We start from the raw sequence: 24,205 nt of genomic DNA on the forward strand, positions 1-24,205 counted from the left end.
AAGGCTAAAAAAAGACGCTTTCCAATGAATAAAACTCTCTTTAAGACACTACTATTATTATTTAGTATGCTGTCTACTTATTTATTTGCTCAATCTGTAGAGCCTTGTGGCACCGACCTCGTGCATAAAGAACTGCTAAAGTCGTCTGAAACTTACAGAAGTAACTTTTTAGATGGACAAAATCAGATAAAAACTTTTATAGAAAAAGCTAAAAAATCACGTGTAAACGCTACCGAAACTGTTTATACCATTCCATTAGTGATTCACATTCTTGAGCCATCTAACACCAGCACCTTGCTGACCGATTCCGAAATAAATACCATAATAGCAAACCTCAACAATCAGCTTAGGGCAGGTACAGGATATACCCTTAGCCAAAATATTAACGTACAGTTTGCTTTGGCCAAAAGAGACCCAAACTGCCAAGCCACTACGGGCATAAACCGCATAAACATGAGTAGTAATGCCGGCTATGTGGCAAATGGCCTAAACTATGCAAACAGCAACGGCATTGACGAAGAAGTGGCAAAAGCGGTATCGAACTGGGGAAATGTAAACTATTATAACCTATGGATAGTAAACGAAATAGATGGTAAAGTAAACAACGGCGTAGTAGGTTATGCATATTTTCCAGGTGCTCCTGCAAGTGTAGATGGAGCCATTATGATAGCCCCTAGACTGAAAGATAACGGAAGTACTTTGCTAATTCATGAACTTGGTCATGCCTTCAATATTTATCATACCTTTAATGGCTCTGGAGGCACAAAACCTAACTACACTTGCCCAGCAAACACAAACCCATACAGCGATGGCGACGCTTGTGCAGACACAGACCCCATGCATGTAGGCGGTACTTTTATTAGCTCAAACTGCCAAACATCATACAATGCCATAAACCCATGTACTGGAAATCCGTATGGAAATTTGAGCTATAACATCATGAACTATACCTACGATGCTTGCTCCCTGTTATTTACAGCAGATCAAAAAGATAGATTTAGGGCAAGTTTATTAACAACGCGATCAAGTCTTTTAACTTCACAAGCGTTAACTCCTCCTCCGAGCACTGCTATTGCAGCGGCATGCATACCAACTGTAGGAGGGTCAACCAATTATTCTTACGGAGTAACGGAGTTTAGTTTTAACAACCAGGTGATTTCAAAGAGTTCTGTAACGGGCGTAGACGGCTATTTCTATATAGACAATGCCTGCAATCAGATGATAACCGTATCAAGAGGGCAAAGCTATCCGGTTACAGTAAAAACATTAAATCAAAACCCCGTAAGAGTATATATTGACTACAACAACGATGGCGATTTTACAGATGCCAATGAAACCATTGCGTCAGGAACCACCTCGGGCTCTCCTAGGCAACTGGCATTTACTTACACGCCACCCAACTCGGGTGTATTGACCAACCAACCCTTAAGAATCAGAGTGATGAGCGACCCTTCCTCAACTTTAAATTCTTGTTCGCTACCCGGAAACGCTACAGGATCAGGCCAAGCCGAAGATTATAGCATCATGATTTCGGTACCATGTACGCCACCATCGGCACCAACCGTAAGCTCCACCACCGTAAACAGTGGTCAAACGGCCACATTAACAGCAACAAACTGTACCGGCGGAACAGTAAAATGGTATTCGGCAGCTACAAACGGCACACTATTGGCCACTGCAAACTCGTATACAAGCCCCGCATTGGGCCAAACTACGAGCTATTATGCAAGCTGCACCGTAAACTGCGAAAGTACAACTCGATCACAAGGTACTGTGACGGTTATAACCTGCCCTACAAATTTAACCCTGGCTTCGTCTGTTGACGACATAAAGGGAGGAGTAGTTACAAAAGAAAGTTCGAGCAAAATTGCCGCTACAAATGCCATACTGAGTGGAAAAGCGACCTACTCGGCAGGCAAAACAGTGGAATTATTACCTGGATTTAAAACAAATGAAGGAACAGTTTTTACGGCTACCACAGGAGGTTGTGTAAACTAAAGTTCTTTATCTTTTTTAGCTTTATAATATCGGATCATTTCTCCATAGCCCAATTCTCGGTTTAGGCCTTCAATGGCCATAGAGATTCGTTTTGTTCGGGTTTCGATGGTTTTGGCTGAAGAAATCCAATTACTAAAATATCTTTGGTGCCCTTTGGGCAAAGTTTCAAAAAAACGCAAAGCGTGTGGCTCTAACTCAAGAGTAGCTAAAAAATCACCGTCAAGACTTCGCTCCTCTGTGTCTTCTTCTAATGAAAGAATAACTTTTTCACCTAAATTAACGTGCAAGGTTTTTCTAATTTCGGCATTCAAGGGCAATATAAAATCCCCGTTGCCCATCGGCAATAACGCCAAAAATGAGATTTTGGTGGAGCCAATAAACCCTTTTACTCTAAAACTGGTCTTGGTATCGGGCTTTATTTGTCTCGCAATTTCGGCTTCAACCTCCAGGTACGTCCACCCAGTTTTCTCCCCCATTTTCTCAAACTTTTGAAAAACCGATTCAAAACTTACTTTTGCCATAATTCATTGAAAATTTACAAATACTTATTTCGCCACTTATATTATCATCTTACCTTTTGATAAATAATATAGTTTAGCTACTTTTCGCCTTCCTACTTTTGATTTACTTTTAAAAATAACACTAATAATTATCACATGTTACAGTTTTTGAAATATGTTTTGGCCACCATCATAGGCATGTTCCTATTTTTTGTGGTTTCAGTTTTAATCCTGGCCGGAATCGGCTCAATGCTATCTAGCGGTTCAGACACAACTACAGTAGATGCAAATTCAGTCTTAAAAATAGACTTAAACAGTACAATAACCGAAACTTCTACAAAAGACGACCCTTTTACGGAGTTATTGGGAAATTCAGATCCAAAAATTGGCTTAACCCAAATAAAAGAAGCGATTGCCAATGCTGCCCTTGACCCCAACATCAAAGGTATCAGCATAAAACTAGAAAACCCAATGGCGGGCTTTGCGGCTTTAGAAGAGGTTAGAAGTGCACTAATAGACTTTAAAAAATCAGGGAAATTTGTAAATACCTATGCTGAAATAATGACCGAAAAAGCGATTTATTTGGCATCTGTGGCAGACAAAAGCTACATAAACCCAGCAGGAGGCATCGAATTTAACGGACTTGACTCTGAAGTAACATTCCTGAAAGGCATGTTTGACAAGTTGGGTGTAAAACCCGTAATATTTAGAGTGGGAGAATTTAAAAGTGCTGTGGAGCCTTATTTCTTAAAACAAATGAGCCCTGAGAGCAAAATGCAGGTTTCTTCTTACCTTAATTCAATAGCAGACCGTATTTATGGACAAATAGCCGAGTCTAAAAAAATGACTCGTGCCGAAATAGATGTGATTCTAAACAAAGCCTTGATACAGTCTCCAGCTGACGCCGTAAAATATAAAATATTGACAAACGTAGGCTACGAAGACGAATACGAAGCAAGCATTAAAAAAGAACTTGGCGTTAAAGATTCGGGTAAAATATCTTATGTAAAACTAGGTGCTTATGCCAAAGCCAAAAAGTTTGTAAAAGAAGGTTCAAGAGACAATAGAATAGCCGTGATAGTAGCCGAAGGAGAGATATTTTCAGGGGAAGGCGAAAACGGAAGCATAGGTTCTGAAAGCTTTTTGAAAGAAATAAGAAAGGCTCGTAAAGACAAGAAAATCAAAGCGATAGTACTTAGAATCAACTCTCCGGGAGGGAGTGCATTGGCCTCTGACGTAATGTGGAGAGAGATAGAACTTACCAAAAAAGTAAAGCCAGTGATAGCTTCAATGGGAAATGTGGCCGCTTCGGGTGGATATTACATGGCGATGGGCTGCGACACTATAGTGGCTCAACCAAGCACTATTACGGGCTCTATCGGAATTTTCGGAATGCTGTTTAATGCCCAAGACTTGCTTAATAATAAACTTGGATTAACCTTTGACGGTGTAAAAACCCACGAGTTTGCGGATAGCCCAGCCCTAACGAGAGAAATGAGCGATGCCGAAAAAATGATGATTCAAAACATGGTAAATAGAGGCTACGAAACCTTTACGAGCAAAGCCGCTATGGGAAGACACATGCCGATAGACAAACTGAAAGCCATAGCAGGTGGCCGAGTTTGGACAGGTGCCCAAGCCAAAGAAAACGGCTTAGTGGATGTATTGGGCGGCATAGACGACGCCATTGCGATAGCAGCCAAAAAAGTAAAACTAAAAGCAGGCGATTATCAAGTAAAATACTATCCGTATCCAAAATCTGATTTTGAGCAAATAATGTCAAAAATCAACAAGTCGCAGGAAGATGCTAAGGTGAAAGAATACTTAGGGGTATTTGCTCCATTGGCCACTGAAATCAAAAACTTACAACGTATGGATAAGCTACAGGCGAAACTTCCGTATAGTTTTGAAATAAAATAAACGTATATTTTTATTGATATACATTTTGCCCGAGGATTAACATCTTCGGGCATTTTGTTTTTTTGGTAGAAAAATAATGGGTATGTGTCGATAATACACTTAAAATCAGCCAAAAAAATAATATATTTACAACTTATATATTCAACCAAAATACATGTTCTATTCTAAAAAACTACTTCTTTCGTGGGGAGCCCTATTTCTATTGAGTCTTAATGTCTTGGCTCAAAACTCCGGAATTCTAAAAGGTCAAATTGTGGACAGTCAAACCTCCGAACCTATGAGTTTTGCGAGTGTAAAAATATTTCAAAATCAAAAACTTATCACCGGCAATGTTAGCAACGACAAAGGAGACTTTGAGTTTACACTTCCAAAGGGTAAATATACTTTCGAGATAGAATTTGTGGGCTACAGAAAATACACGAGCCCTGAAATAGAACTCAACTCATCCATACTAGAAGTAGGTCAAGTAAAACTATTTAGCTCAGACAAAGCTTTAGATGAATTGGTAGTGCAAGCCGAAAAGAGCAGCATGGAGCTTTCGCTTGATAAGCGAGTGTTTAATGTAGGCAAAGACCTAGCCAACCGAGGAGGCTCTGCATCAGACATACTGATGAATATCCCGTCAGTTACGGTGGAGCCAGATGGCGGAATAAAGCTTCGCGGTAGTCAAAACGTACGAATACTAATAGATGGCAAACCTTCGGGAATGGTTTCGTTTAAAGGTGGAGCAGGCCTAAGACAACTACAAGCCAGCATGATAGAACGTGTGGAAGTAATCACCAATCCATCAGCAAGATACGAAGCAGAAGGACAAGCCGGAATTATAAATATTATTCTAAAAAAAGACTCAAAAAGTGGTTTTAATGGCTCGTTTGAAGTTATTACGGGCAATCCTGCAAACTTTGGAATTGGAGCGAATGTAAACTACAGACACAAAAAGGTCAATTTCTTTGTAAACTATGGCCTCGCCTACCGCAAAAACCCATACCGAGGCGATACCTATCAGGAAGTCACTGTTCAGGATTCAGTGAAAATTTTAAGCCAAACAAACTCAGGAACTGTATCTGGTTTTGACAATAACATCAGAGGAGGTTTAGATTATTATTTCTCCGAAAAAAGTATACTTACGGCTTCATACTTATTTAGTAGAGCTGGCGGAAAAAGACATACACTCAATATTTATGACGACTATTTAAACACTCTAAGTAATCCATTGCGATCTATCGGCAGGATACAAAACGAGCAAGAGAAAGAGCCAATGTCAGAATATGTGCTGAGCTACAAGAAAGAATTTAATAAAAAAGGACAAGAGCTAAATGCACAATTTCGATTTTTAGATCACTTCGAAAATTCAGACCAAGTTTTTACTCAAAATAGCACGCTTCCAAATGGAAGTATGGATACACCCAATACATTTGTGCAAACTTCGGTAAACGACGAGTTTGAGAAACAATATTTGCTTCAGCTAGATTATGTTCATCCGTTTGCCAAAGACGGAAAATTTGAGATGGGAGCCCGAACTTCGCTACGAAACATGGTGAATGATTATGTAGTAAACGACGTCACCCCTACCGGCGAAGTGCCCATAGCTTGGCTTGATAATTATTTTATTTACAAAGAAGACATCAGTGCGGCCTACGGGATTATTTCAAACAAAACTAAAAAGGTGTCGTATCAGATAGGCCTTCGAGCCGAAACCACCAACGTGAGTACCACACTGAGAAAAACGAATGAGGTAAACCCAAGAAACTACGCCAATTTGTTTCCCAGTGCACACTTTACCTATTCCCTAAATAAAGACAACTCTTTACAGCTATCGTATAGCAGACGCATCAGAAGACCCGTTTATAACGACTTAAGTCCATTTATGACGCTTTCTGATAGCCGAAATTTCTTTTCAGGAAATCCAAATCTTAATCCCGAATATAGCGACGTAATAGAACTTGGGCATTTGGTGAATTTTGAAAAAGGATCGGTAACATCATCGGTATATTATAGAAACACCAAAGACAATATTTTCAGCATAAGAAGAGTAGACAGCAATGGCTTTTCAACCTCAATGCCCGAAAACTTGAATTCTGAGAAAGCCTATGGTCTGGAATTTACGAGTAATTATGCCCCCGTAAAATGGTGGAAACTGGACTTCAACTTCAATTTGTTTCATGCCGACATTGACGGCAGCAATATTGAAGCTCAGTACGTAACAAAAACTAACAGCTGGTTTGCTCGCCAAACGTCGAGGTTTATATTGCCTAAAGGATTCGACATGCAGCTGAGAACCAATTACGATGCCGCCCAAAAAACGGCTCAAGGAAGCAGAAAAGGGATCTTGTTTTTTGATTATTCACTCAAAAAAGACATATGGAACAAAAAAGGCTCGCTTAACTTCTCTGTGTTAGACATATTTAACAGCCGTTGGATGCGAACCATTAGCAAAGGCCCTGGGTTTTATACCGTAAGCAACAGGCAGTTTAGACCTAGACAAATCAACCTAACTCTAAGTTACAGACTTAAACAATAGTTTTATTTGGAACATTTATTTAACATAGACCTCAATCTCTGGCAGTTTCTCATATTTATGGTGGTAGGTGTGCTAACTGGCATTATCAATACCATTGCGGGTAGTGGCTCACTCATTACGCTCCCGATTTTTATTTTTATGTGCGGCCTTAGCCCATCTGTGGCCAATGCTACAAACCGGATTGGAGTTTTTCTCCAAAGTTTAGTTGCAACTACTACTTACGCCAAATCTAAACCTGAGATATTCAAGGATTCGCTTTGGCTTATCATACCCTCGGTGTTAGGTGCTATTTTAGGTTCGAAAATAGCGGTAGACTTAGACGAAAAAACCATGAACTACACCATAGGTGGCCTGATGGTTTTCATGTTGCTTATTTTACTTTTCAAACCTGACAAATGGCTCATTACAGATAAAGACATAAGCAAAAATCAGAATAAGACCATCGGTTCTTTTATCGTGTTTTTCTTAATAGGAATCTACGGTGGTTTTCTGCAAGCCGGGGTCGGTTTCTTTTTGTTGGCGGGCTTAGTTTTGGTCTCTAAATATTCCCTCACACAAAGCAATGGGCTCAAACTTGCTTTAGTTTTAGCATTTACAGCTCCAGCACTTGCACTTTTTATTTTTTATGGAAAAGTGCACTTCGGTTACGGCATATTGATGGGTGTTTTCCAAGCCATTGGTGCATGGATTGGGGTAAAATACATCTCCAAAATCCCAAACGCAAACCTCTGGATTTACCGACTTCTTATTGTGATCGTAGCTGCTTCGGCTTTGAAATTTTTCTTGTAGAGCAGAAAATAAAGCCTTGATAAGAGGAGAAATAAAACTTCTTTTTTTATGAAAGGAGAATGAATCACCTATTCACTATGCCAAAAAATAAACGTAAATTACGCCTCGAAATAATAAACACGATATAAATGGCAGATTTTGAGAAAGAAGTAAAGGAAAGAGGTGCGGGAGTATGTGAATTATGCGGAGCAACAGACAGCCTCCAAGTATATGAAGTGAGCCACGCTCCTTCTGATTCAGCAGACAGCTATGCTTTACTTTGCGAAACATGCATTGAGCAGATAGACGACAAAAACCTCACAGATGCCAACCATTGGAGATGCCTAAACGACAGCATGTGGAGCACCGTGCCTGCAGTACAAGTTTTGGCTTACCGCATGCTCGACAGACTTAGACCAGAAGGCTGGTCGGGAGATTTGATAGATATGATGTATCTGGAAGATGAAAATATGACATGGGCACAAGCAGGACTTGACGTACCCGAAGGTGAAGGCGACCCTGTGCACAGAGATAGCAACGGAGCCTTACTTACCGACGGCGACACCGTCGTTCTCACCAAAGACCTTAACGTAAAAGGAACGACATTTACCGCCAAAAGAGGTACAGCCGTAAGAAACATTAGATTAGTATTTGACAATCACGAACATATCGAAGGAAAAGTAAACGGAACACAAATTGTGATTCTAACGAAATTCACTAAGAAATCATAATAGGAATATCAAAAAGGGCTTCGGCCCTTTTTTTTATGTTAGAGTGGACAAACTCCGTAAAGTCGAGCGTAGACGAGACTCAAGCAAAGGTTCAATTTTATTAGGCTTTGCTAAACAAATCAGATTCTCAAATGCCAAATGAACGGACAGAGAATTACAAAAAATTAATAGTAATTCCCAAGAAAAAAAATTTTAATTAATAGCCTTACACATTGCTTAATTTTTGAATAAAATATTTCGAACAAAACGCTTTAGATTTAAACTTTAGGCTTAAATTGGGGTACAATTTCGCAAACTTATTTTTTCATAAATGGATTTTTTAAATACCCTAGAACCACTACTTCGCACTTTTTGGTATATCGCGATACCCATAAGCCTAATTTTTGTAATTCAAACCATCATCACTTTTCTTGGTGCAGACGCCACAGATGGCTTAGAACCAGATTTTAATGGCGATATGGACGGAGCAGATGCCCCATTTCAGTTGTTCTCTCTTCGAAATCTTATTAACTTCTTATTGGGTTTTAGCTGGACAGGAATCTCTTTTTTCTCATTAATCCAAAGCCCTATATTGCTTATTTTGATTTCCATTTTAATTGGAGTTTTATTTGTGGCTGCATTCTTTTTTATCATAAAACAACTACTCAAACTTTCAGAAGACAATAGCTTTAAAATAGAAAACACGCTAAACAAAACCGCAGAAGTTTATCTCAACATTCCGGCAAACAAAAGCGGACATGGCAAAATATTGATAAGCGTAAATGGCTCAAGCCATGAGCTGATGGCAATGACAGAAAATAATGAGGAAATAAAAGCCAATTCTTTGGTGGTGGTTTCTAAAATAGAGCACAATGACCTTGTAATAGTAAACAAAATATAAACCTAAAAAATGAGCAGTCCACTAATTATTATCGTAGTATTCGCGGTAGTTATTTTCGTAACTATTACCGCCCTCATCTCTCGCTACAAGAGATGCCCTTCAGACAAGATTTTGGTAATTTATGGTAGAACAGGTGGTACCTCTGCCAAGTGTATTCACGGTGGTGGAGCTTTTGTGTGGCCCGTTTTCCAAGACTACGCGTTTTTGGATCTAAAACCACTTTCTATTGAAGCCAATTTAACGAATGCATTAAGTCGCCAAAACATCAGAGTGGACGTTCCATGTAGATTTACTATCGCTATTTCTACCGAATCTGACAACATGAACACGGCTGCAGAAAGACTATTGGGCCTATCATATGAGCAAATTCAAGAATTAGCCAAAGACATTTTATTTGGTCAGTTGAGATTGGTTATTGCCACCATGACTATCGAAGAAATAAACTCAGACAGAGACAAGTTTTTAGATAATATTTCGAAAAACGTAGACAGCGAACTAAAGAAAATCGGCTTAAAGTTAATAAACGTTAACGTTACGGATATAAAAGACGAGTCGGGTTACATAGAAGCATTGGGTAAAGAAGCAGCTGCAAAAGCCATAAACGAAGCCAAAATTAGCGTAGCCGAACAAGAAAAAATCGGTGAGACAGGTAAGGCACTTGCTGACAGAGAAAAAGATACCCAAATAGCTGAGACGCACAGAGACAGGGACGTAAAAATTGCCATCACGCAAAAAGATAGAGAAATAAGTATCGCTTCGGCTGCAAAAGACGAGTCGATAGGTAAAGCAGAAGCTGAAAGAGACACGAGAGTGAAGATTTCGGAAGCAAACGCTATAGCCGTAAGAGGAGAAAACGAGGCCAAAATAGCAATTGCACAATCAGACGCACTCAGAAGAGAAAGGGAAGCAGAGGCCATGCGAACCGCCATAGCATCAGAAAAAGTACAACAAGCTAAGGCCTTAGAGGAATCATACGTGGCAGAGCAAAAAGCAGAAGCCGCAAGGGCGGAAAGAGAGCGTTCTACTCAAAATGCCAACGTGGTAATACCGGCACAAATAGCCAAACAAAGGGCCATAATAGACGCACAAGCCGAAGCGGAGCGAATCAGAGAACAAGCCAAAGGTGAAGCCGATGCTATTTTTGCTAAAATGGAAGCAGAGGCAAAAGGACTTTTTGAGATATTGACCAAACAAGCAGAAGGATATAAGCAAGTGGTAGAAGCAGCAGGCGGTGATCCATCAAAGGCTTTCCAGTTGCTATTGATTGAAAAGTTACCTGAGCTTGTAAAAACGCAAGTAGAAGCTGTTAAAAACATCAAAATAGACAAAATCACGGTGTGGGACTCTGGAAATGCAGACACAGGAAATGGCCAAGGTTCTACCGCAAATTTTGTATCAGGCATGATGAAAACCGTACCACCGCTAAATGATTTGTTTGAAATGGCAGGCCTTAACCTACCCAATTACTTAAAAGGCGACCCAAAAGAAATAGAGAAAACAGACACCGGAAAAGGTAAAACTGAGAAATAAGTAATTCTTAAAAAAAGCGAGCAAAAGTACCTTCATTATCCGCAGAGTTTCCGGAAGAGACTTTGCGGATTTGAATTTATTTACGGTTTCATTGAAGCTATTTCGAACGGACGAATTTCCGTCAAGTCGAGCGTAAAAGAGACTCACGCAAAGGTTTGATTATTATTGGTATTGAAAATCTCACATAGTTCTCGGCTACCGCTCAAACAAACAAACTCCGTCTAGTCGAGCGTAGACGAGACTCATGCAAAGGTTTGATTATTATTGGTAATGCCAAACTCATCTGGTTCTCGTCTTCGCTCGAACAGACAGAAGACGCCACCTCGAACAGACAAAAATAAACTCATTAAGGCATCACTTTCATTCCTTCCATTTTTACAGTCCAGCCTTTTGGAAACATGGGCGTTGGCTGATCTTTTGAGCCAGCAGAAAGTAAGGCCAATGCAGTCAAAAAACCGCCGTTTCCGGGTAAATAAAGCCTTAACCTTTCGTCTTGGTAATTATGTCCGTTTTTTAAATAAGTATTGGTTCGTATTGGCATCAGCAAGGCTTCTATTGCTTTTTCGGGATTTTTAAGTCTTGCAGCGGTCAGTGCCGCTAAAGGAAAATCCCAGCCCCAGGTGTCGTTCCAATGCCACGACTTCCATATCAAATCAAAGGTATTTTGCATGATTTTGGGGTCTAAGTCTTTTGTGGCAGGCAACATACCGTATGCACCCAGCACCGAAGGGTGGTCTGTCATTAAATATGGGTTGGTATATGAATCTGTAGCACTTTCAGCACCTAAATAAATATCTTCTTTAACTGGCAAAACCGAAAGATTATCCAGCACTTCATCCCATTTTTGATTTCTTTTTTCGCCTAGTTTTTGTCTAAAATCTTGTGCTTTTTCTAACGCCCACCTCCAGTATGTCAGTTCATAAGTAGGATTAAAAGTCACCTTTGGGTCAAAGCGTTCTTGGGCGGCAATCACACCGGGACCTAAAATGTACCGCTCTAACTTAGGATCAAAATAGGCAAAGTCAGTCATAAAATCGGCCGTTTTTTCTACCAAACTTTGATATTTCTCCAATACCTTTTTATCTGAATTTTCATTATAAAGCAAATCCACAAAATAGATGAGGTGTGGCTGCTGCCAAATCAGATATGACCCTACTGACGAAGGCGTCTCTTGGCCTTCATTGTCTGTCATTTTTTGCCACCTTAGGCCCACAAATCCCTGCCTTTGAGCTATTTTTTTAGCACCTTCTTCTGCTCTACCATACCACGAAATTTGCTTTTCCAATATTTGAGGTCTACCCCAAAGGGCAAAATGTACGCCATGCCACCAAATCATTTCCATGTGCGGCTTTCCATACCACGAGTTATAGGTAAGGCCAGTTTCTTGGGGAGGAGAATCTCCACCGCAGTTAATTTTAGTCAAATAAAGCGAAAGCACCATTCTACGTTCTATCTCGTGAGCTCTTGGGTCTTTTGTTTTTCCAAAATCTAACATGGCTCCAGTATTCCAGAAGTTTTTATAATATGTCTTTGTATTATTTCTGATAGTCTCAAAACTTTGGTTCGTTGTACCTTTCGTACCTTTTCTAAAGTCACACGAAAAAGCCCATTCCTCAGATTTGGTTTTAGGTGCTATTACATACCCATATTTACCCAAAACAGGATCAATAGCTACATTTTCAGAATAAATTTGAATAGAATAACTCAAATCATCCAGCTTTCTGGAAAGAGTAAGATTGGAGGTATTTTGCATTGAAAACGACAAACGCTTAGGCTCGTTTGTATCATAAAAAGCGGCTTCGTCTTCAAATTTGTTAGTAGGATACGGAAATTTGACTTGCAGTTTTAATCGGCCCGCTTTTAGCAACGGACTGTTTACTTTTACAGCCACAAGGTCATTGTTTTGGTCTACCAAGGTAATTACCCGTACTTTTTCTCCTTCCACCTCAAATTCACTGATAAGCTCACCCGACCACATGTCTAATCTTTGGTTTATAGCTTTTATATCCGGTGGCATTGCAGCGGTTCCGTCTTTTTTAATTATTTGCCAACCTATATTAGCCAAATGTATACGATGCGGATTTTGTCTGATGTAATTAGTAGCTTCGGCCTCAGCACTGCCAGCAGGCCATTGTTTGGCATAAAGCACCTCACGCCCGTGCGATTTTATTGGAGCGAGTGTTTGTTCAATCGTATATTTTTTTGAGGTAGGAAAACTGTGCCATCCCCACTCCGACTGCGTGCCGAGTGGCATACCTTTTTTGTAAAATTCTGGAAAAGTCTGTAGGCCGGTCACGTCCATAGTCATAGCAAACTTACCATTTCCAAGGCTCAGGCTGTTGAGCGTATCAACTTCGTTAATGTGAACTTCGTGTCTTTTGAAAACCTCTTCTCGGTTTATTTTTTGAGAAAATACTACCGTAGACCATAAACAAAAACCCAAGAGTGTTACTTTACTGCACATTCCTTTTCATTTTTTTTAAATAAAAATAAAGAAAAGCAAACACTAAACAGTTAGGTACTCTTGGGTTTCGTTTTTATTTCTTTTTGGTGGTTATGTATATTAAGCCATTGGCCCCTTTTTCACCTTTGGCTTTTATAGCATCTTCGCCTTTTAAAACCGATATACTTACGATTTCATCCGGATTTATCTTTTTAACTTCTTCATTCGAAATCTCTTCGTTATTTAAATAATATACCGGATTTCCGAAATTGTTTCCTCTTATGCTAAATGAGTTAGCGTCTGTTCTAAGTTTTATAGTGGACTCTTCGGGTTGTTTATTGGGTTCATCGAGTTTTGAATTTACCGATAACTTAAACACTACGGGCATGTTATAATAGACCGCTACAGGTTTCCCATTTTGATATCCTGGCTTCCACTTAGGCATAGATTTTATTACACGAATAGCTTCCTCGTCGCAACCGCCTCCTATTCCTTTCAACAAATATACTTGGCCAATTGACCCGTCTCTTTCTACCACAAACTTCACAAAAACACGGCCTTCCACACCATAAATTTGAGCTTCTTTCGGGTAGTTAATATTGTTTCCCATCCATTTATACATCGCTGAGGTTCCTCCCTCGAATTCCGGATTCTGTTCTACAGCCGTAAAAATTTCATTATAGCCTTTTGGCGAATCAGACGGATTTTTCTGAGGAAAAGTGTCCGCCTTTATACGAGGCATTGTTAAGTTTTTTGCCAACAATTTCATACCTGAAAACATGTCAAAAAGCTTATTGGAACTTTCTTCTTCCACATAATCTATCTTTGCCTCTTCCTTAAAACTTGGCGAAGGCAATAACTCCCCTAAACTCACTTTCTCCGGAACACCATTTACCGTTATCTGAAATCGAGAAATGGGTATTCCTGCCATTTTATCCTGCATTTCTATTTCCATGGCACTCATTCGAGCCAAACGCTTTACGTTTTCATCTTTTAAAACAGTAAGCGAACTGAGTGTCATCAGAGCTAAAAACAAAGGTAAAAGAAGGCCATACTTCAAGACCGAGGCCTTCTTTGAGGGATTTTTCATGAGCATCCCGATGCGTGTTTTCAGTATTGACTGATTAAAAAAGGGTTGTATAAAAATAGTAGATTTTGGAGTATTAAAATGACTTTGAAACAACAACCCGGCGTAGTCGGCACGGTTATCTAGCATTTGACAGGCTACTTGGTCAGCCAAAAACTCATGGATGATACCGATACTTTTGTGAGCAAAATGAACTACTGGATTAAACCAGAATACCACCTTGGCTATTTCAAAAAGGATAAGGTCTACATAGTGCATTTGAGCACTGTGTGTATATTCGTGCATCCAGATGGTGTCTTCTTCGCTTAGGTTTTCTTCTAAATATACGGTGCCAAAAAACGAAAAAGCAGGTTGCCCATTAAACTTGCCGTTTTTAACCACCAATATAGTTTTAATCAATTTATAAAGAGATATTGAGGCAAAAACCACAAAGCCTGAGAAATAAATGATCTGTAAAACATCTAAAATACTAAACGTACTTACCTGCGGACTGAGCACCATAACCTCAGCCAAAGTATAATAATTTATTACTGGTGCTTGTACTTCTGACTGAAAAAGCCAAGCCAAAATACTGTCGAAATGAACGGTAGGAAGCACCACCGAAATAAGTAAAGAACCTACTAGGAACACCCTATTTAGCTTGTGAAAAGTTTCGTTTTTCAACAAAAAATAATAAAAAGCATAAAAAGCCAAAAGAAAAACATTGACCTGAATAAAGTAAACTAAAGTGCCCATAGTATTGTCGTGTTAAAAATGTTACTTTGCTATTTCCTCTGCCGGCTGAAAAGCCACTTGTAAATTGTGATATACTGCCACCGCCTTGCCGTTTTGCTTTCCTGGAATCCAGTCTGGCATGGCTCTGATAACTCTAACTGCCTCAGCATCACAACCGAAGCCCAATCCTTTTTTAATGTAAACGTCTTTTATTTTTCCGTCGGTATCTACCAAGAATCTCACAAACACCAAGCCTGATATATTGTTATCTGCGGCTTCTTTGGGGTATTGGGTCTGAGACTTCATAAACTTATACATGGCACTTCTACCCTCTGCATATTCAGGTTGGTTTTGCGAAATTTCCAAAGCCTCTATGCCTTCTATTTTAGTAGGGGCATATCTTACGCCTTTTTCGGTAATTTCTTTACCTTCTTCTAGTTTTTGAGCGTCCGTCTTTTCGGCGGTTTCGCCACAAGCAGACATAACAAACAAACAAAGCACTGAACCCAAAAAACCTAAAACCGAACTTCTTTTTAGCATAATCTTTTTATTGAAATGAATAATTATTTTTTGGAATATACAGCATTATCTCAAAATTTTAAAGGCATTTTGGCTTATCCTTTTAAAATTTCAGTAAACCTAAAAAATACACACACTGTTTTTCTCACAAAAAACGATTAATAAAGTCATTTCTTATTTCTCATTTCTTCTATCATTTTCAAAATCGCGTCAGCTTCTTTGAGGTTTATTTGCTCGTTTTCCACAAAAAAAGACATCATGGCTCCCACGGAGTTATCAAAGTACCCTGACTTTAATTTTTCTGTAACAAAACCTCGGTACTCTTCTTTGCTTACTTCAGCAAAATATCGGTGAGTTTTGCCAAAAGCTTCGTGACCCACAAAACCTTTCTGAGCCAATATTCTTACTATGGTAGAAACCGTATTGTAAGCGGGTTTTGGTTCGGGCATAACCTCTATTATGTCTTTTACATAAGCCTTTTCAAGATCCCACAGTATCTGCATGATCTCTTCTTCTGCTTTGGTTAATTCTTTCATTGTTAAGCTTTAAATATTAATATTGAGTCAAACATAAAACTATTTTTTTAGTTCTACAACTAAATACTTAGTTTTTTTTCTAAATTTATTACAATTAATGTTTCTTTTAATTCTATTCTTTGCTTAAAAAGCAACTGCTTTTCTTAATTTTCAAATAGAGCAAATAGAAATAAAAAGTATTCATAAAAAAAACTTAATTTTGCCAGACAAACAAAAAGTTGTTTTACAAAAAACAACGGTACTCTAAACGTTAAGCATGCAGACATTATCTATCGTAATACCGGCTTATAATGAAGCCAGAACCATCCATTTGATATTAAATAAAATCAAGAACGTTTCTTTGATAAATGAGATCAAAAAAGAGATTATAATAGTTAATGACTTTTCTACCGACAATTCAGACGAGGTAATAGCAAACTACCAATCTGAAAATCCCGAAGTTCAGATAAAATATGTAAAACATCCAGAAAACAGAGGCAAAGGTGCTGCATTGCACACCGGAATAGCCTTTGCCACAGGAGACTATATCGTAATACAAGACGCTGACTTAGAGTACGATCCAGAAGAATACAACTTATTGCTTAAACCTATAGTGAATGGCCACGCCGATGTGGTATTTGGCTCAAGATTTATGGGTGGCAAGCCGCACCGTATTTTGTTTTTCTGGCACACGCTGGGAAATAAATTCCTTACGTTTTTGTCTAATATGTTTACCAATCTGAACCTAACAGATATGGAGACTTGCTACAAATTATTTAAGTCTGACATCATAAAAAATATCGATTTAAAAGAAAACAGATTTGGGTTTGAGCCTGAGGTGACATCTAAAATATCACGGATTCCGAACATCAGAATTTATGAAATTGGAATATCTTATTATGGAAGAACTTACCAAGAAGGCAAAAAAATAAACTGGAAAGACGGCTTTAGGGCCATCTATTGCATTTTGAAATACAATTTATTTTAAAAAACACGCAACAAAATCTAAATCGCTACAAGAAAACTGGTACCCAAACCACTTGACATTCTGATTTAATGATATAATCTCTTAAATTTATAATTCCATCTAAATTAATACTCAATAGATGGCTTAATTATTTTTTTAAATAAGATAAACCCTTCGTTGGTTTTACTTTTTTTAGATATTTATCAATATGTCATTAGCCCAAGGTCCGAGTGAACTAACTGGTATAAAACAAGAGTCTCAAACTCCAAAAATGGCCGTAGGAACACCTGCGATTTGGTCAAGTGTAAAACACGTGTTTGGAGCAATGTCGGTTGGCAATGGCCTAAAAGCCCTCCTAAATCTTAATCAAAAAGGCGGAATAGATTGCCCCAGTTGTGCATGGCCCGACCCCGACAAGCACCGCTCACCAATAGGCGAATTTTGTGAGAATGGAGCAAAGGCAATTGCCGAAGAAGCTACCAACCTTAAAGTGGGCCCCGCTTTTTTTCAAAACTATACGGTAAACCAAATGGCAGCCAAGTCCGACTTTTGGATAGGCAAACAAGGGCGACTAACCCACCCCATGTACATTGGCGAAGGCAGTCAACACTACGAGGCCATTAGTTGGGAAGAGGCATTTAAGCTAATAGCAAAAGAACTTAATACTTTAAACTCACCAGACGAAGCGGTATTTTACACCTCCGGAAGGTCGAGCAATGAGGCGGCGTATCTATACCAACTATTCGTAAGGGCATTGGGCACAAACAATCTCCCCGACTGCTCCAATATGTGCCACGAGTCAAGCGGTGTAGCCCTAACCGAAACCTTGGGATTAGGAAAAGGTTCGGTTACACTTGATGACTTTAACCAAGCAGAAGTCATTATAATAATGGGGCAAAACCCCGGCACCAACCACCCCAGAATGCTGACGGCATTAGAAAAAGCCAAACAAAATGGAGCCAAAATAGTGAGTATAAATCCTTTAATAGAAACGGGCTTATTGGGCTATAAAAACCCACAAACCATACAAGGTATGCTAGGCGGCGGTACTACATTGACGGACATATACATCCAAATAAAAATCAATGAGGACTTAGCTCTGCTTCAGGCTTTATCAAAAACATTGATAGAAAAACACAGTGTAGTAAACCAAGTATTAGATACCGATTTCATTGAAAAAAATACGGAGCAGTTTGAACTATATAAAAGCCATTTAGAAAAATTAGACACTAAAGAACTTTTGGCTGACTCGGGAGTACCTCAGGAACAATTTACCGCTTTGAGCCAATTACTGACAGAAAAATCAAAAATAATAGTGTGCTGGGCGATGGGCCTTACACAGCACGAAAATTCCGTGGCTACTATACAAGAAGTAGTAAACCTTTTGCTACTCAAAGGCTCCATAGGCAAGCCAGGAACAGGTACTTGTCCGGTTAGAGGCCACTCAAATGTGCAGGGAGATAGAACAGTAGGCATACTGCATAAACCCTCGGAAGCATTAAATGTGGCACTTGAAAAAAAATATAATTTTACACCTCCACAAAAACACGGATTTGATGTAGTGGAAGCCATAGAAGCCATGTACAATGAGAAAGCATCTGTTTTTGTGGCCTTGGGTGGCAACTTTCTTTCGGCTGCACCTGACACTGAATACACAGCCGAAGCTCTTAAAAAATGCAGCTTAACTGTTCAGATTTCAACAAAGCTAAACCGCAGCCATTTGATCCACGGCAAAAAAGCCTTGATATTGCCGTGTCTTGGCCGTACAGACCGTGACCTCCAAAATGAGGTTTCGCAGTATGTCACCACCGAAAACAGTATGGGAGTGGTTCAAAAATCAGAAGGGGTTCTTACGCCTCCGTCTGAGCACATTATGAGCGAACCGGCTATTATTGCCAACTTGGGTCATTATACATTTGGAAACCGTTTTGAGATTCCTTGGCTAACCTATGCCACCAACTATGGCAAAATAAGAGCAGATATATCAGAAACTATCAGTGGGTTTAAAGACTACGAACAAAAACTGAAGCAAGACGGCGGTTTTTATCTACCGAATGGCCCACGTGAAGGTGTATTTACTACCGATACTGGCAAAGCTAAGTTTACGGTAAACAACTACGCTAGGAAAGATTTAAAACCAGGTGAGTTTTTGATGATGACCATCAGAAGCCACGACCAGTTTAATACCACCATTTATGGTTTAGATGATAGATATAGAGGAATATTTAACGAAAGAAGAATAGTAATGATGAACCCGGAAGATATGCTCCAAAAAGGTTTTTCTAACTACCAAAAAGTGAATATATTTAACCGTTTTGGAGGGGTAGAAAGGAAGGCAGAAGGATTTATAGTGGTACCTTATAATATTCCGAAAGGGTGCGTAGCCACATATTTTCCAGAAGCCAATGTGCTAGTGCCATTAAAGCAAATAGCTATCGGAAGTCAAACTCCTGCAAGTAAGAGTGTTGTGGTATCAATTATCAAACAATAATCAAAAAAAAAGCACTAAGTAAACTAGGTTACAAAGTGCAGTTTAACGCTTTTTTACTTTTTGGATTTTTGTGCGAGAAAGAACCTATTAATTATGGTTTTACAAAGTTATAACTTTAATTTGTACAAAAAGAAGGAGAGTCCTTCAAATTAAAAAAAATCCCAATATGAAGCTCATAGAAATTTACAAAAATGCAATGTCTATTTTAGACAGTTTTTATCCAAATGATTCTAATTATACGCCTCTAATTAGCCCAGAAACCCAATTTGAGGAGTTAAAACAACTAAACCAAACCATCAAATACGAGCAATTTTATTTCGTCTTGGACCTTGTAGATAAAAAAATAAAAAACGTATCGGGACTTTCTGACTGGTTAGAATATCCCAATGAGACATTTGACATCATGGAATATTTGAGAATAATGCATCCAAGGCATAGGCTATCTATTTTCAACTCCGCCATTTCAGCTTTTCAGCTAGCCAATTCCTCAGACTTCATGCTTAAATTCATGAATCAAAGATTGGTGGCACAACTTCCACTATTACATAAAAACGGCAAATATTATGTATGCAAACGCTCACTTTACCCATTTCAAATAAGTGACACAGGGCAAATAATGGCATATCTAAACCACTTTGTGATTATCAAAGAATATGATGAGTTAGACACCCTCGATTTAAGAATAGGCAATAATGCCGTAATAAAACAAGGCTTTGAGATGGATGCCTACCAAAAAGGTTTAAGCATATTTAATAAAGAAGCGAGTCTGAATTTTGGATTTAATAAAAAAGAAATTTTGATTTTAGAAGCACTAGCGAATGACGCAAGCCTCGGGCATGCTGAACTAGCAAAACTTTTAGATATCAACCTTTCTACATTAAAGAAAACTTACAACTCTAGGATTCTGAACAAAGCCAGAAGTTATTTTAACATTGAGTCTTTTTCTAATATCAAAGAAGTGGCCCAGTTTATGCGAAGAGAGGGTTTATTCTAACAAAAAAAAGAGTAGACCATAAGCCTACCCTTAATTAATATACCTATGAAAGTACTTTTAGTTTAAAACAAACTCGGCACTTGTTCTCAACTCTACCTCGTCGCTAACTACGGCAGAAGGCATAGCTCCTACTCCAAAATCAGTACGATTAATGGTTCCGGTAGCTTTAAATCCTGCCAATTTTTTCCCTTGACGGTTTACGCCATTTCCTATATGCGTAAGTTCTAAAGTAATAGGCTTAGAAACACCTTTGATTGTCAGGTTTCCTTTAAGCTCATATTTTTTTCCACCTAAACTCTTGATAGAAGTACTTTTAAAACTCAAAGTCGGAAACTTCTCGGTGTTAAAGATGTCTTCTTTTTGAAGGTGGCCATCACGCATGTCGTTATTAGTAGTTACTTGCTTAAGGTCAGCTGTAAGTTCAAAAACAGCGTCAGAAAAATCTTCTTTTGAAGAAGTAATGTTGGCATCAAAAGACTTAAAAACACCGTCTACTTCTGACATCAGAAGGTGAGTAACCGTAAAGGTCATTTTTGAGTGAGCCTTGTCCATGCTCCATTTTTGAGCGGAAACAGAAGCTGAAATCAACAAAGCAACTAAAAACACACTGATTTTTTTCATAAAAAAATATTTAATTAAATTAAAAAATTAATTCCCCGTATCTCCACCCGAAGACATCACGTCGTCATTGCTAACGCCTTTGGTTTTCTTTTTTTCTACAAACTTCATGTTACCGATTTTGTAACTAAACGTAACTCTTACATTCGAATTGTACATATACTGCGTGGTGTTTTGTTTTAGCTGAGGGCTCAACAGGTTAGATCGCATGGTCATTCCGCCAAAGAAGTTGTCGGCCGAAAGCCCAAGGCTCGATTTTTTATTAAACTCTTTTCTAGCTCCTAGCGAGTACATGCCCATACCGCCTTGCGAACCCAAAAGGTTCACTCTATTTCCTCTCATTCCACCATTTGCTTGCACTGCCCAACCGTTTTTGAGTTTATATGTACTCATCACACGGCCACTTATCACAAACCCTTGATTACTTATAGTTTTGGAAATTCCATCTAAGCCCGCTTGCTGACCTTCAAGGTATCTGTAGTATATATCTACTCCACCGTTTAGCGTCCAGTTTGTGTTCAAGAAAATATTCCCGAACAAATTGGTTCCCACAGTTTGTTCTTTTCCTGTATTGAAATAGGTGGTTTGTATGGCCCCAGCCAAAGTGTCGGAAGCAAAACTTACGCGGTTAATTGCGTTATTTGACTGACGAGCAAATACTGCTACTGTCAAATACGATTTTTTAATAGCTCCACTCACCGAAAACTCTACATTGTTTGTCAATTCAGGCGATAAACTTGGGTTACCATAACTTATATCGAATGGATTAGATAAGTTAAAATTGGGGTTTAATTGCTGTAAACCAGGCCTTTGAATTCTTCTGTTATACGCTAGTTTTACGGTTGATTTTTGAAGTTTTTTCGAAATATTTATGCTAGGTACAAGGTTATTATAGGCCGGAATATTAATATTTCCAGTCCTATCTTCTGCTGTAATAGAGGTCAATTCGTATCTCAAACCAGACTTAACGGTGTATTTGTTTTTTGTGGTAAACATATACGAAAGATATCCTGCAAAAACGTTTTGGCTGTAATTAAGAAAACCACTTGGTCTGCTATTATCAACTAAATACTCTTGTGAAGGCAAAGCTTTTAAATAGTTAAAATCTGAATTAACTTGACGCAACACTCCTTTACCACCAAACTCTATTTGTTGTCTTTTTCCTATTGGAGAAACAAAATCAGACTGAAGTGTCATTTCTTTGTTTGTGTTTCCATTTATGTTTCTTTGCATATTAAGCACCATGTTATCAGGGCTTAAAAGGTCAGAATCAAAGTTATTTATCAAGTTATTTAAACTATATTGAGAAGACACATACCACTCTTGGCCCGGCTTAAATGTCCTCAAATAATCTAAGTTAATATCATACGAATCCGAATTGTCGATACTATTTACGTCTCTAATAGACTTTGAAAACTGAGCATCGTCTTTAAATGTAGTAGACGTTAATATTTGCGTTCTATCAAACCTACGAGTACCAAAGGCCACACCAGCTGAAAGCGATTGTTTACTTGAAATATCGTAGTCAAAACCGAGGTTGTATCTTCCGAACATACCAAAGTGTTTCCCGGTATTATCTTGCACGGTATTTAGATTATTAGCAAACGTAAACTGCTCCGAAGTTCCCGCAGATTTGTTATAGAATGCTCTTCCGTATCCACCAATAGTTACGCCTAACTTACCAGTTCTATAGTTTCCATTAAGACCCAAGTTGGAGCCTCTTAAACCCGCACCTGTGTCAAGGTTAAGATTTAAACCTTTTAATGTTGATTTTTTAGTGATAATATTTATAATACCGGCAGTTCCTTCTGCATCGTATTTTGCAGATGGCGAAGTGATTACCTCCACACTTTTAATCAAATCAGCTGGGAGCATTTTAAGGGCATCTGCTATACTGCTAGCTACTATAGTTGAGGGTTTATTGTTAATTAATACTCTGATATTTTCGCTTCCTCTCAATGACACATTTCCTTCTAAGTCTACGCTAAGCATGGGTACATTTCTAAGTATATCGGCTGCGTCGCCACCTTTAGCTGAAAGGTCTTTTTCGGCATTGTAAACCAATCTATCTACTTTTTCTTCGATCATAGAGGCTTGGCCTGACACCACCAATTCGTCTAGCTGCTTGGTGCTTTGCTTGAGTTTAATAACTCCCAAATCCAAATCATTTCCTTTTTCAATCACAATATTAGGGATAATCAAAGGCTCGTAACCAATAAACGAAACTTGGATACTGTATTTACCATCGCCAATTTTTTTCATCTCAAACTTACCGTTTTCGTCGGCCATTGTACCGTCTACTGGCTTTTTGGTTTTGGTATAAATAAGGGCAATATTAGCAAACTCTACAGCTGTAGTAAGAGCTTCGTCTACCACGTTACCGTATATTTTAGCATTGCCTTTAGGTTTGTCACCTTCAAGGTCAAGCGAAGTGGCCTGCGAGTTTTGTGGGCGAGAGCGTTCGCCATCTCCACCACGGCCGCCACCTGGGCCATACTGAGCATAACCACCTAAGGATGAAAGTAGTAAAGTGAGTATAATTAAAGTGTAATTTGCCTTTTTCATAAAACTATATGTCTTTTGTACCTTTAGAAATTTTAAGCTTTCGTAGATTAAGACACAAAGTAACCCATAAAGTTTAGGTCAGTTTTTTTGCAATAGACCAAAAGGGTAATTAATTCGACAACTCCCCTTAAAACCTATAAAAATCCAAAAAAAAGCTTAAACTGGCTTTGGTCGAAAAAAAAGGCGTAAGTATAGTGTTTTTACCGAGAAGCAAAGAATAGCAGAGTCCATTATCTAAACAGAAACAAATCCAAGGGTTATATTCGTGTCTACTTTAAAGAGATGCTAAAAAACTTTATAAATTAAGGTTAAGTAAAAATGCCAAAAGCAATTGTCAAAAATCGTGTAATTCTGATATTTCACCTGTCGTTTTGGTGCTTATATTTTTCTTTCTTTTTTTACCAAATTACTTTTTTTAGACATAAAGAAAATATTGACTGGATT

The 24,205-nt window shown here is 38.6% G+C and carries 17 protein-coding genes; 10 read left to right on the top strand and 7 right to left on the bottom strand.

All coding sequences use genetic code 11. The features are described 5' to 3' along the window. Positions 1 to 24 precede the first annotated feature (24 nt). A complete protein-coding gene (locus ACFOOI_RS09450; protein ID WP_379837366.1) occupies positions 25 to 1,998 on the top strand; it encodes an Ig-like domain-containing protein in 1,974 nt (657 codons plus the stop codon). Here the strand turns inward: ACFOOI_RS09450 and ACFOOI_RS09455 are convergent. Next, complete coding sequence (locus tag ACFOOI_RS09455; protein ID WP_379837368.1) at positions 1,995 to 2,519, bottom strand: YdeI/OmpD-associated family protein; 525 nt, start codon at positions 2,517 to 2,519, stop codon at positions 1,995 to 1,997. The genes ACFOOI_RS09450 and ACFOOI_RS09455 overlap by 4 nt on opposite strands. Before the next feature lie 135 nt (positions 2,520 to 2,654). Here ACFOOI_RS09455 and sppA point away from each other — a divergent pair, with 135 nt between their 5' ends. The 6 genes from sppA to ACFOOI_RS09485 all read left to right on the top strand — a co-directional run bounded on the left by sppA (position 2,655) and on the right by ACFOOI_RS09485 (position 10,848). Beyond that, entirely contained in the window at positions 2,655 to 4,418 is a 1,764-nt protein-coding gene (gene sppA / locus ACFOOI_RS09460) for a signal peptide peptidase SppA (protein ID WP_379837370.1), read from the top strand. A gap of 154 nt (positions 4,419 to 4,572) precedes the next feature. Next, a complete protein-coding gene (locus tag ACFOOI_RS09465; RefSeq protein ID WP_379837373.1) occupies positions 4,573 to 6,939 on the top strand; it encodes a TonB-dependent receptor domain-containing protein in 2,367 nt (788 codons plus the stop codon). A 6-nt stretch (positions 6,940 to 6,945) separates the two neighbouring features. Next, positions 6,946 to 7,728, top strand: coding sequence for a sulfite exporter TauE/SafE family protein (locus ACFOOI_RS09470; protein ID WP_379837375.1), 783 nt, complete (start codon positions 6,946 to 6,948; stop codon positions 7,726 to 7,728). Positions 7,729 to 7,856: 128 nt separating this feature from the next. Further along, a complete protein-coding gene (locus ACFOOI_RS09475; RefSeq protein ID WP_379837377.1) occupies positions 7,857 to 8,438 on the top strand; it encodes a PhnA domain-containing protein in 582 nt (193 codons plus the stop codon). A gap of 310 nt (positions 8,439 to 8,748) precedes the next feature. After that, a complete protein-coding gene (locus ACFOOI_RS09480; protein ID WP_379837379.1) occupies positions 8,749 to 9,318 on the top strand; it encodes a serine protease in 570 nt (189 codons plus the stop codon). Between the two features lie 9 nt (positions 9,319 to 9,327). Beyond that, positions 9,328 to 10,848, top strand: coding sequence for a flotillin family protein (locus tag ACFOOI_RS09485; protein WP_379837381.1), 1,521 nt, complete (start codon positions 9,328 to 9,330; stop codon positions 10,846 to 10,848). Positions 10,849 to 11,194: 346 nt separating this feature from the next. On the opposite strand, the gene ACFOOI_RS09490 is transcribed toward ACFOOI_RS09485, so the two are convergent. From ACFOOI_RS09490 to ACFOOI_RS09505, 4 genes are all read right to left on the bottom strand, one after another. Continuing rightward, positions 11,195 to 13,312, bottom strand: a complete 2,118-nt coding sequence (locus tag ACFOOI_RS09490; protein ID WP_379837383.1) for a hypothetical protein — start codon at positions 13,310 to 13,312, stop codon at positions 11,195 to 11,197. 73 nt (positions 13,313 to 13,385) lie between these two features. Further along, entirely contained in the window at positions 13,386 to 15,113 is a 1,728-nt protein-coding gene (locus ACFOOI_RS09495; RefSeq protein WP_379837385.1) for a TonB family protein, read from the bottom strand. Positions 15,114 to 15,134: 21 nt separating this feature from the next. Further along, entirely contained in the window at positions 15,135 to 15,632 is a 498-nt protein-coding gene (locus ACFOOI_RS09500; protein ID WP_379837387.1) for an energy transducer TonB, read from the bottom strand. A gap of 146 nt (positions 15,633 to 15,778) precedes the next feature. Continuing rightward, entirely contained in the window at positions 15,779 to 16,147 is a 369-nt protein-coding gene (locus ACFOOI_RS09505; protein ID WP_379837389.1) for a BlaI/MecI/CopY family transcriptional regulator, read from the bottom strand. 256 nt (positions 16,148 to 16,403) lie between these two features. Here ACFOOI_RS09505 and ACFOOI_RS09510 point away from each other — a divergent pair, with 256 nt between their 5' ends. From ACFOOI_RS09510 to ACFOOI_RS09520, 3 genes are all read left to right on the top strand, one after another. Beyond that, complete coding sequence (locus ACFOOI_RS09510; protein WP_379837391.1) at positions 16,404 to 17,114, top strand: glycosyltransferase family 2 protein; 711 nt, start codon at positions 16,404 to 16,406, stop codon at positions 17,112 to 17,114. 187 nt (positions 17,115 to 17,301) lie between these two features. Then, a complete protein-coding gene (locus ACFOOI_RS09515) occupies positions 17,302 to 19,584 on the top strand; it encodes an FdhF/YdeP family oxidoreductase (protein ID WP_379837393.1) in 2,283 nt (760 codons plus the stop codon). A 166-nt stretch (positions 19,585 to 19,750) separates the two neighbouring features. Then, on the top strand, positions 19,751 to 20,578 hold the full coding sequence (locus ACFOOI_RS09520) for a hypothetical protein (protein WP_379837395.1): 828 nt from the start codon (positions 19,751 to 19,753) through the stop codon (positions 20,576 to 20,578). A gap of 57 nt (positions 20,579 to 20,635) precedes the next feature. Here ACFOOI_RS09520 and ACFOOI_RS09525 read toward each other — a convergent pair whose 3' ends face one another. After that, the gene (locus ACFOOI_RS09525; protein ID WP_379837397.1) at positions 20,636 to 21,199 is read right to left on the bottom strand and encodes a YceI family protein; all 564 of its coding nucleotides are present in this window, start codon (positions 21,197 to 21,199) and stop codon (positions 20,636 to 20,638) included. Positions 21,200 to 21,226: 27 nt separating this feature from the next. Continuing rightward, complete coding sequence (locus ACFOOI_RS09530) at positions 21,227 to 23,761, bottom strand: TonB-dependent receptor domain-containing protein (RefSeq protein WP_379837399.1); 2,535 nt, start codon at positions 23,759 to 23,761, stop codon at positions 21,227 to 21,229. Between the last annotated feature and the right edge of the window lie 444 nt (positions 23,762 to 24,205).

Origin of the sequence: Lacihabitans lacunae (genome assembly GCF_042649125.1) — a bacterium.
GTDB lineage: Bacteria > Bacteroidota > Bacteroidia > Cytophagales > Spirosomataceae > Leadbetterella > Leadbetterella lacunae.

Excerpts from the sequence above, each read along its gene's own strand:
- ACFOOI_RS09450 (WP_379837366.1), top strand. The coding sequence starts at position 25 with ATGAATAAAACTCTCTTTAAGACACTACTATTATTATTTAGTATGCTG.
- ACFOOI_RS09455 (WP_379837368.1), bottom strand. The coding sequence starts at position 2,519 with ATGGCAAAAGTAAGTTTTGAATCGGTTTTTCAAAAGTTTGAGAAAATG.
- sppA (WP_379837370.1), top strand. The coding sequence starts at position 2,655 with ATGTTACAGTTTTTGAAATATGTTTTGGCCACCATCATAGGCATGTTC.
- ACFOOI_RS09465 (WP_379837373.1), top strand. The coding sequence starts at position 4,573 with ATGTTCTATTCTAAAAAACTACTTCTTTCGTGGGGAGCCCTATTTCTA.
- ACFOOI_RS09475 (WP_379837377.1), top strand. The coding sequence starts at position 7,857 with ATGGCAGATTTTGAGAAAGAAGTAAAGGAAAGAGGTGCGGGAGTATGT.
- ACFOOI_RS09480 (WP_379837379.1), top strand. The coding sequence starts at position 8,749 with ATGGATTTTTTAAATACCCTAGAACCACTACTTCGCACTTTTTGGTAT.
- ACFOOI_RS09485 (WP_379837381.1), top strand. The coding sequence starts at position 9,328 with ATGAGCAGTCCACTAATTATTATCGTAGTATTCGCGGTAGTTATTTTC.
- ACFOOI_RS09490 (WP_379837383.1), bottom strand. The coding sequence starts at position 13,312 with ATGTGCAGTAAAGTAACACTCTTGGGTTTTTGTTTATGGTCTACGGTA.
- ACFOOI_RS09495 (WP_379837385.1), bottom strand. The coding sequence starts at position 15,113 with ATGGGCACTTTAGTTTACTTTATTCAGGTCAATGTTTTTCTTTTGGCT.
- ACFOOI_RS09500 (WP_379837387.1), bottom strand. The coding sequence starts at position 15,632 with ATGCTAAAAAGAAGTTCGGTTTTAGGTTTTTTGGGTTCAGTGCTTTGT.
- ACFOOI_RS09505 (WP_379837389.1), bottom strand. The coding sequence starts at position 16,147 with ATGAAAGAATTAACCAAAGCAGAAGAAGAGATCATGCAGATACTGTGG.
- ACFOOI_RS09510 (WP_379837391.1), top strand. The coding sequence starts at position 16,404 with ATGCAGACATTATCTATCGTAATACCGGCTTATAATGAAGCCAGAACC.
- ACFOOI_RS09515 (WP_379837393.1), top strand. The coding sequence starts at position 17,302 with ATGTCATTAGCCCAAGGTCCGAGTGAACTAACTGGTATAAAACAAGAG.
- ACFOOI_RS09520 (WP_379837395.1), top strand. The coding sequence starts at position 19,751 with ATGAAGCTCATAGAAATTTACAAAAATGCAATGTCTATTTTAGACAGT.
- ACFOOI_RS09525 (WP_379837397.1), bottom strand. The coding sequence starts at position 21,199 with ATGAAAAAAATCAGTGTGTTTTTAGTTGCTTTGTTGATTTCAGCTTCT.
- ACFOOI_RS09530 (WP_379837399.1), bottom strand. The coding sequence starts at position 23,761 with ATGAAAAAGGCAAATTACACTTTAATTATACTCACTTTACTACTTTCA.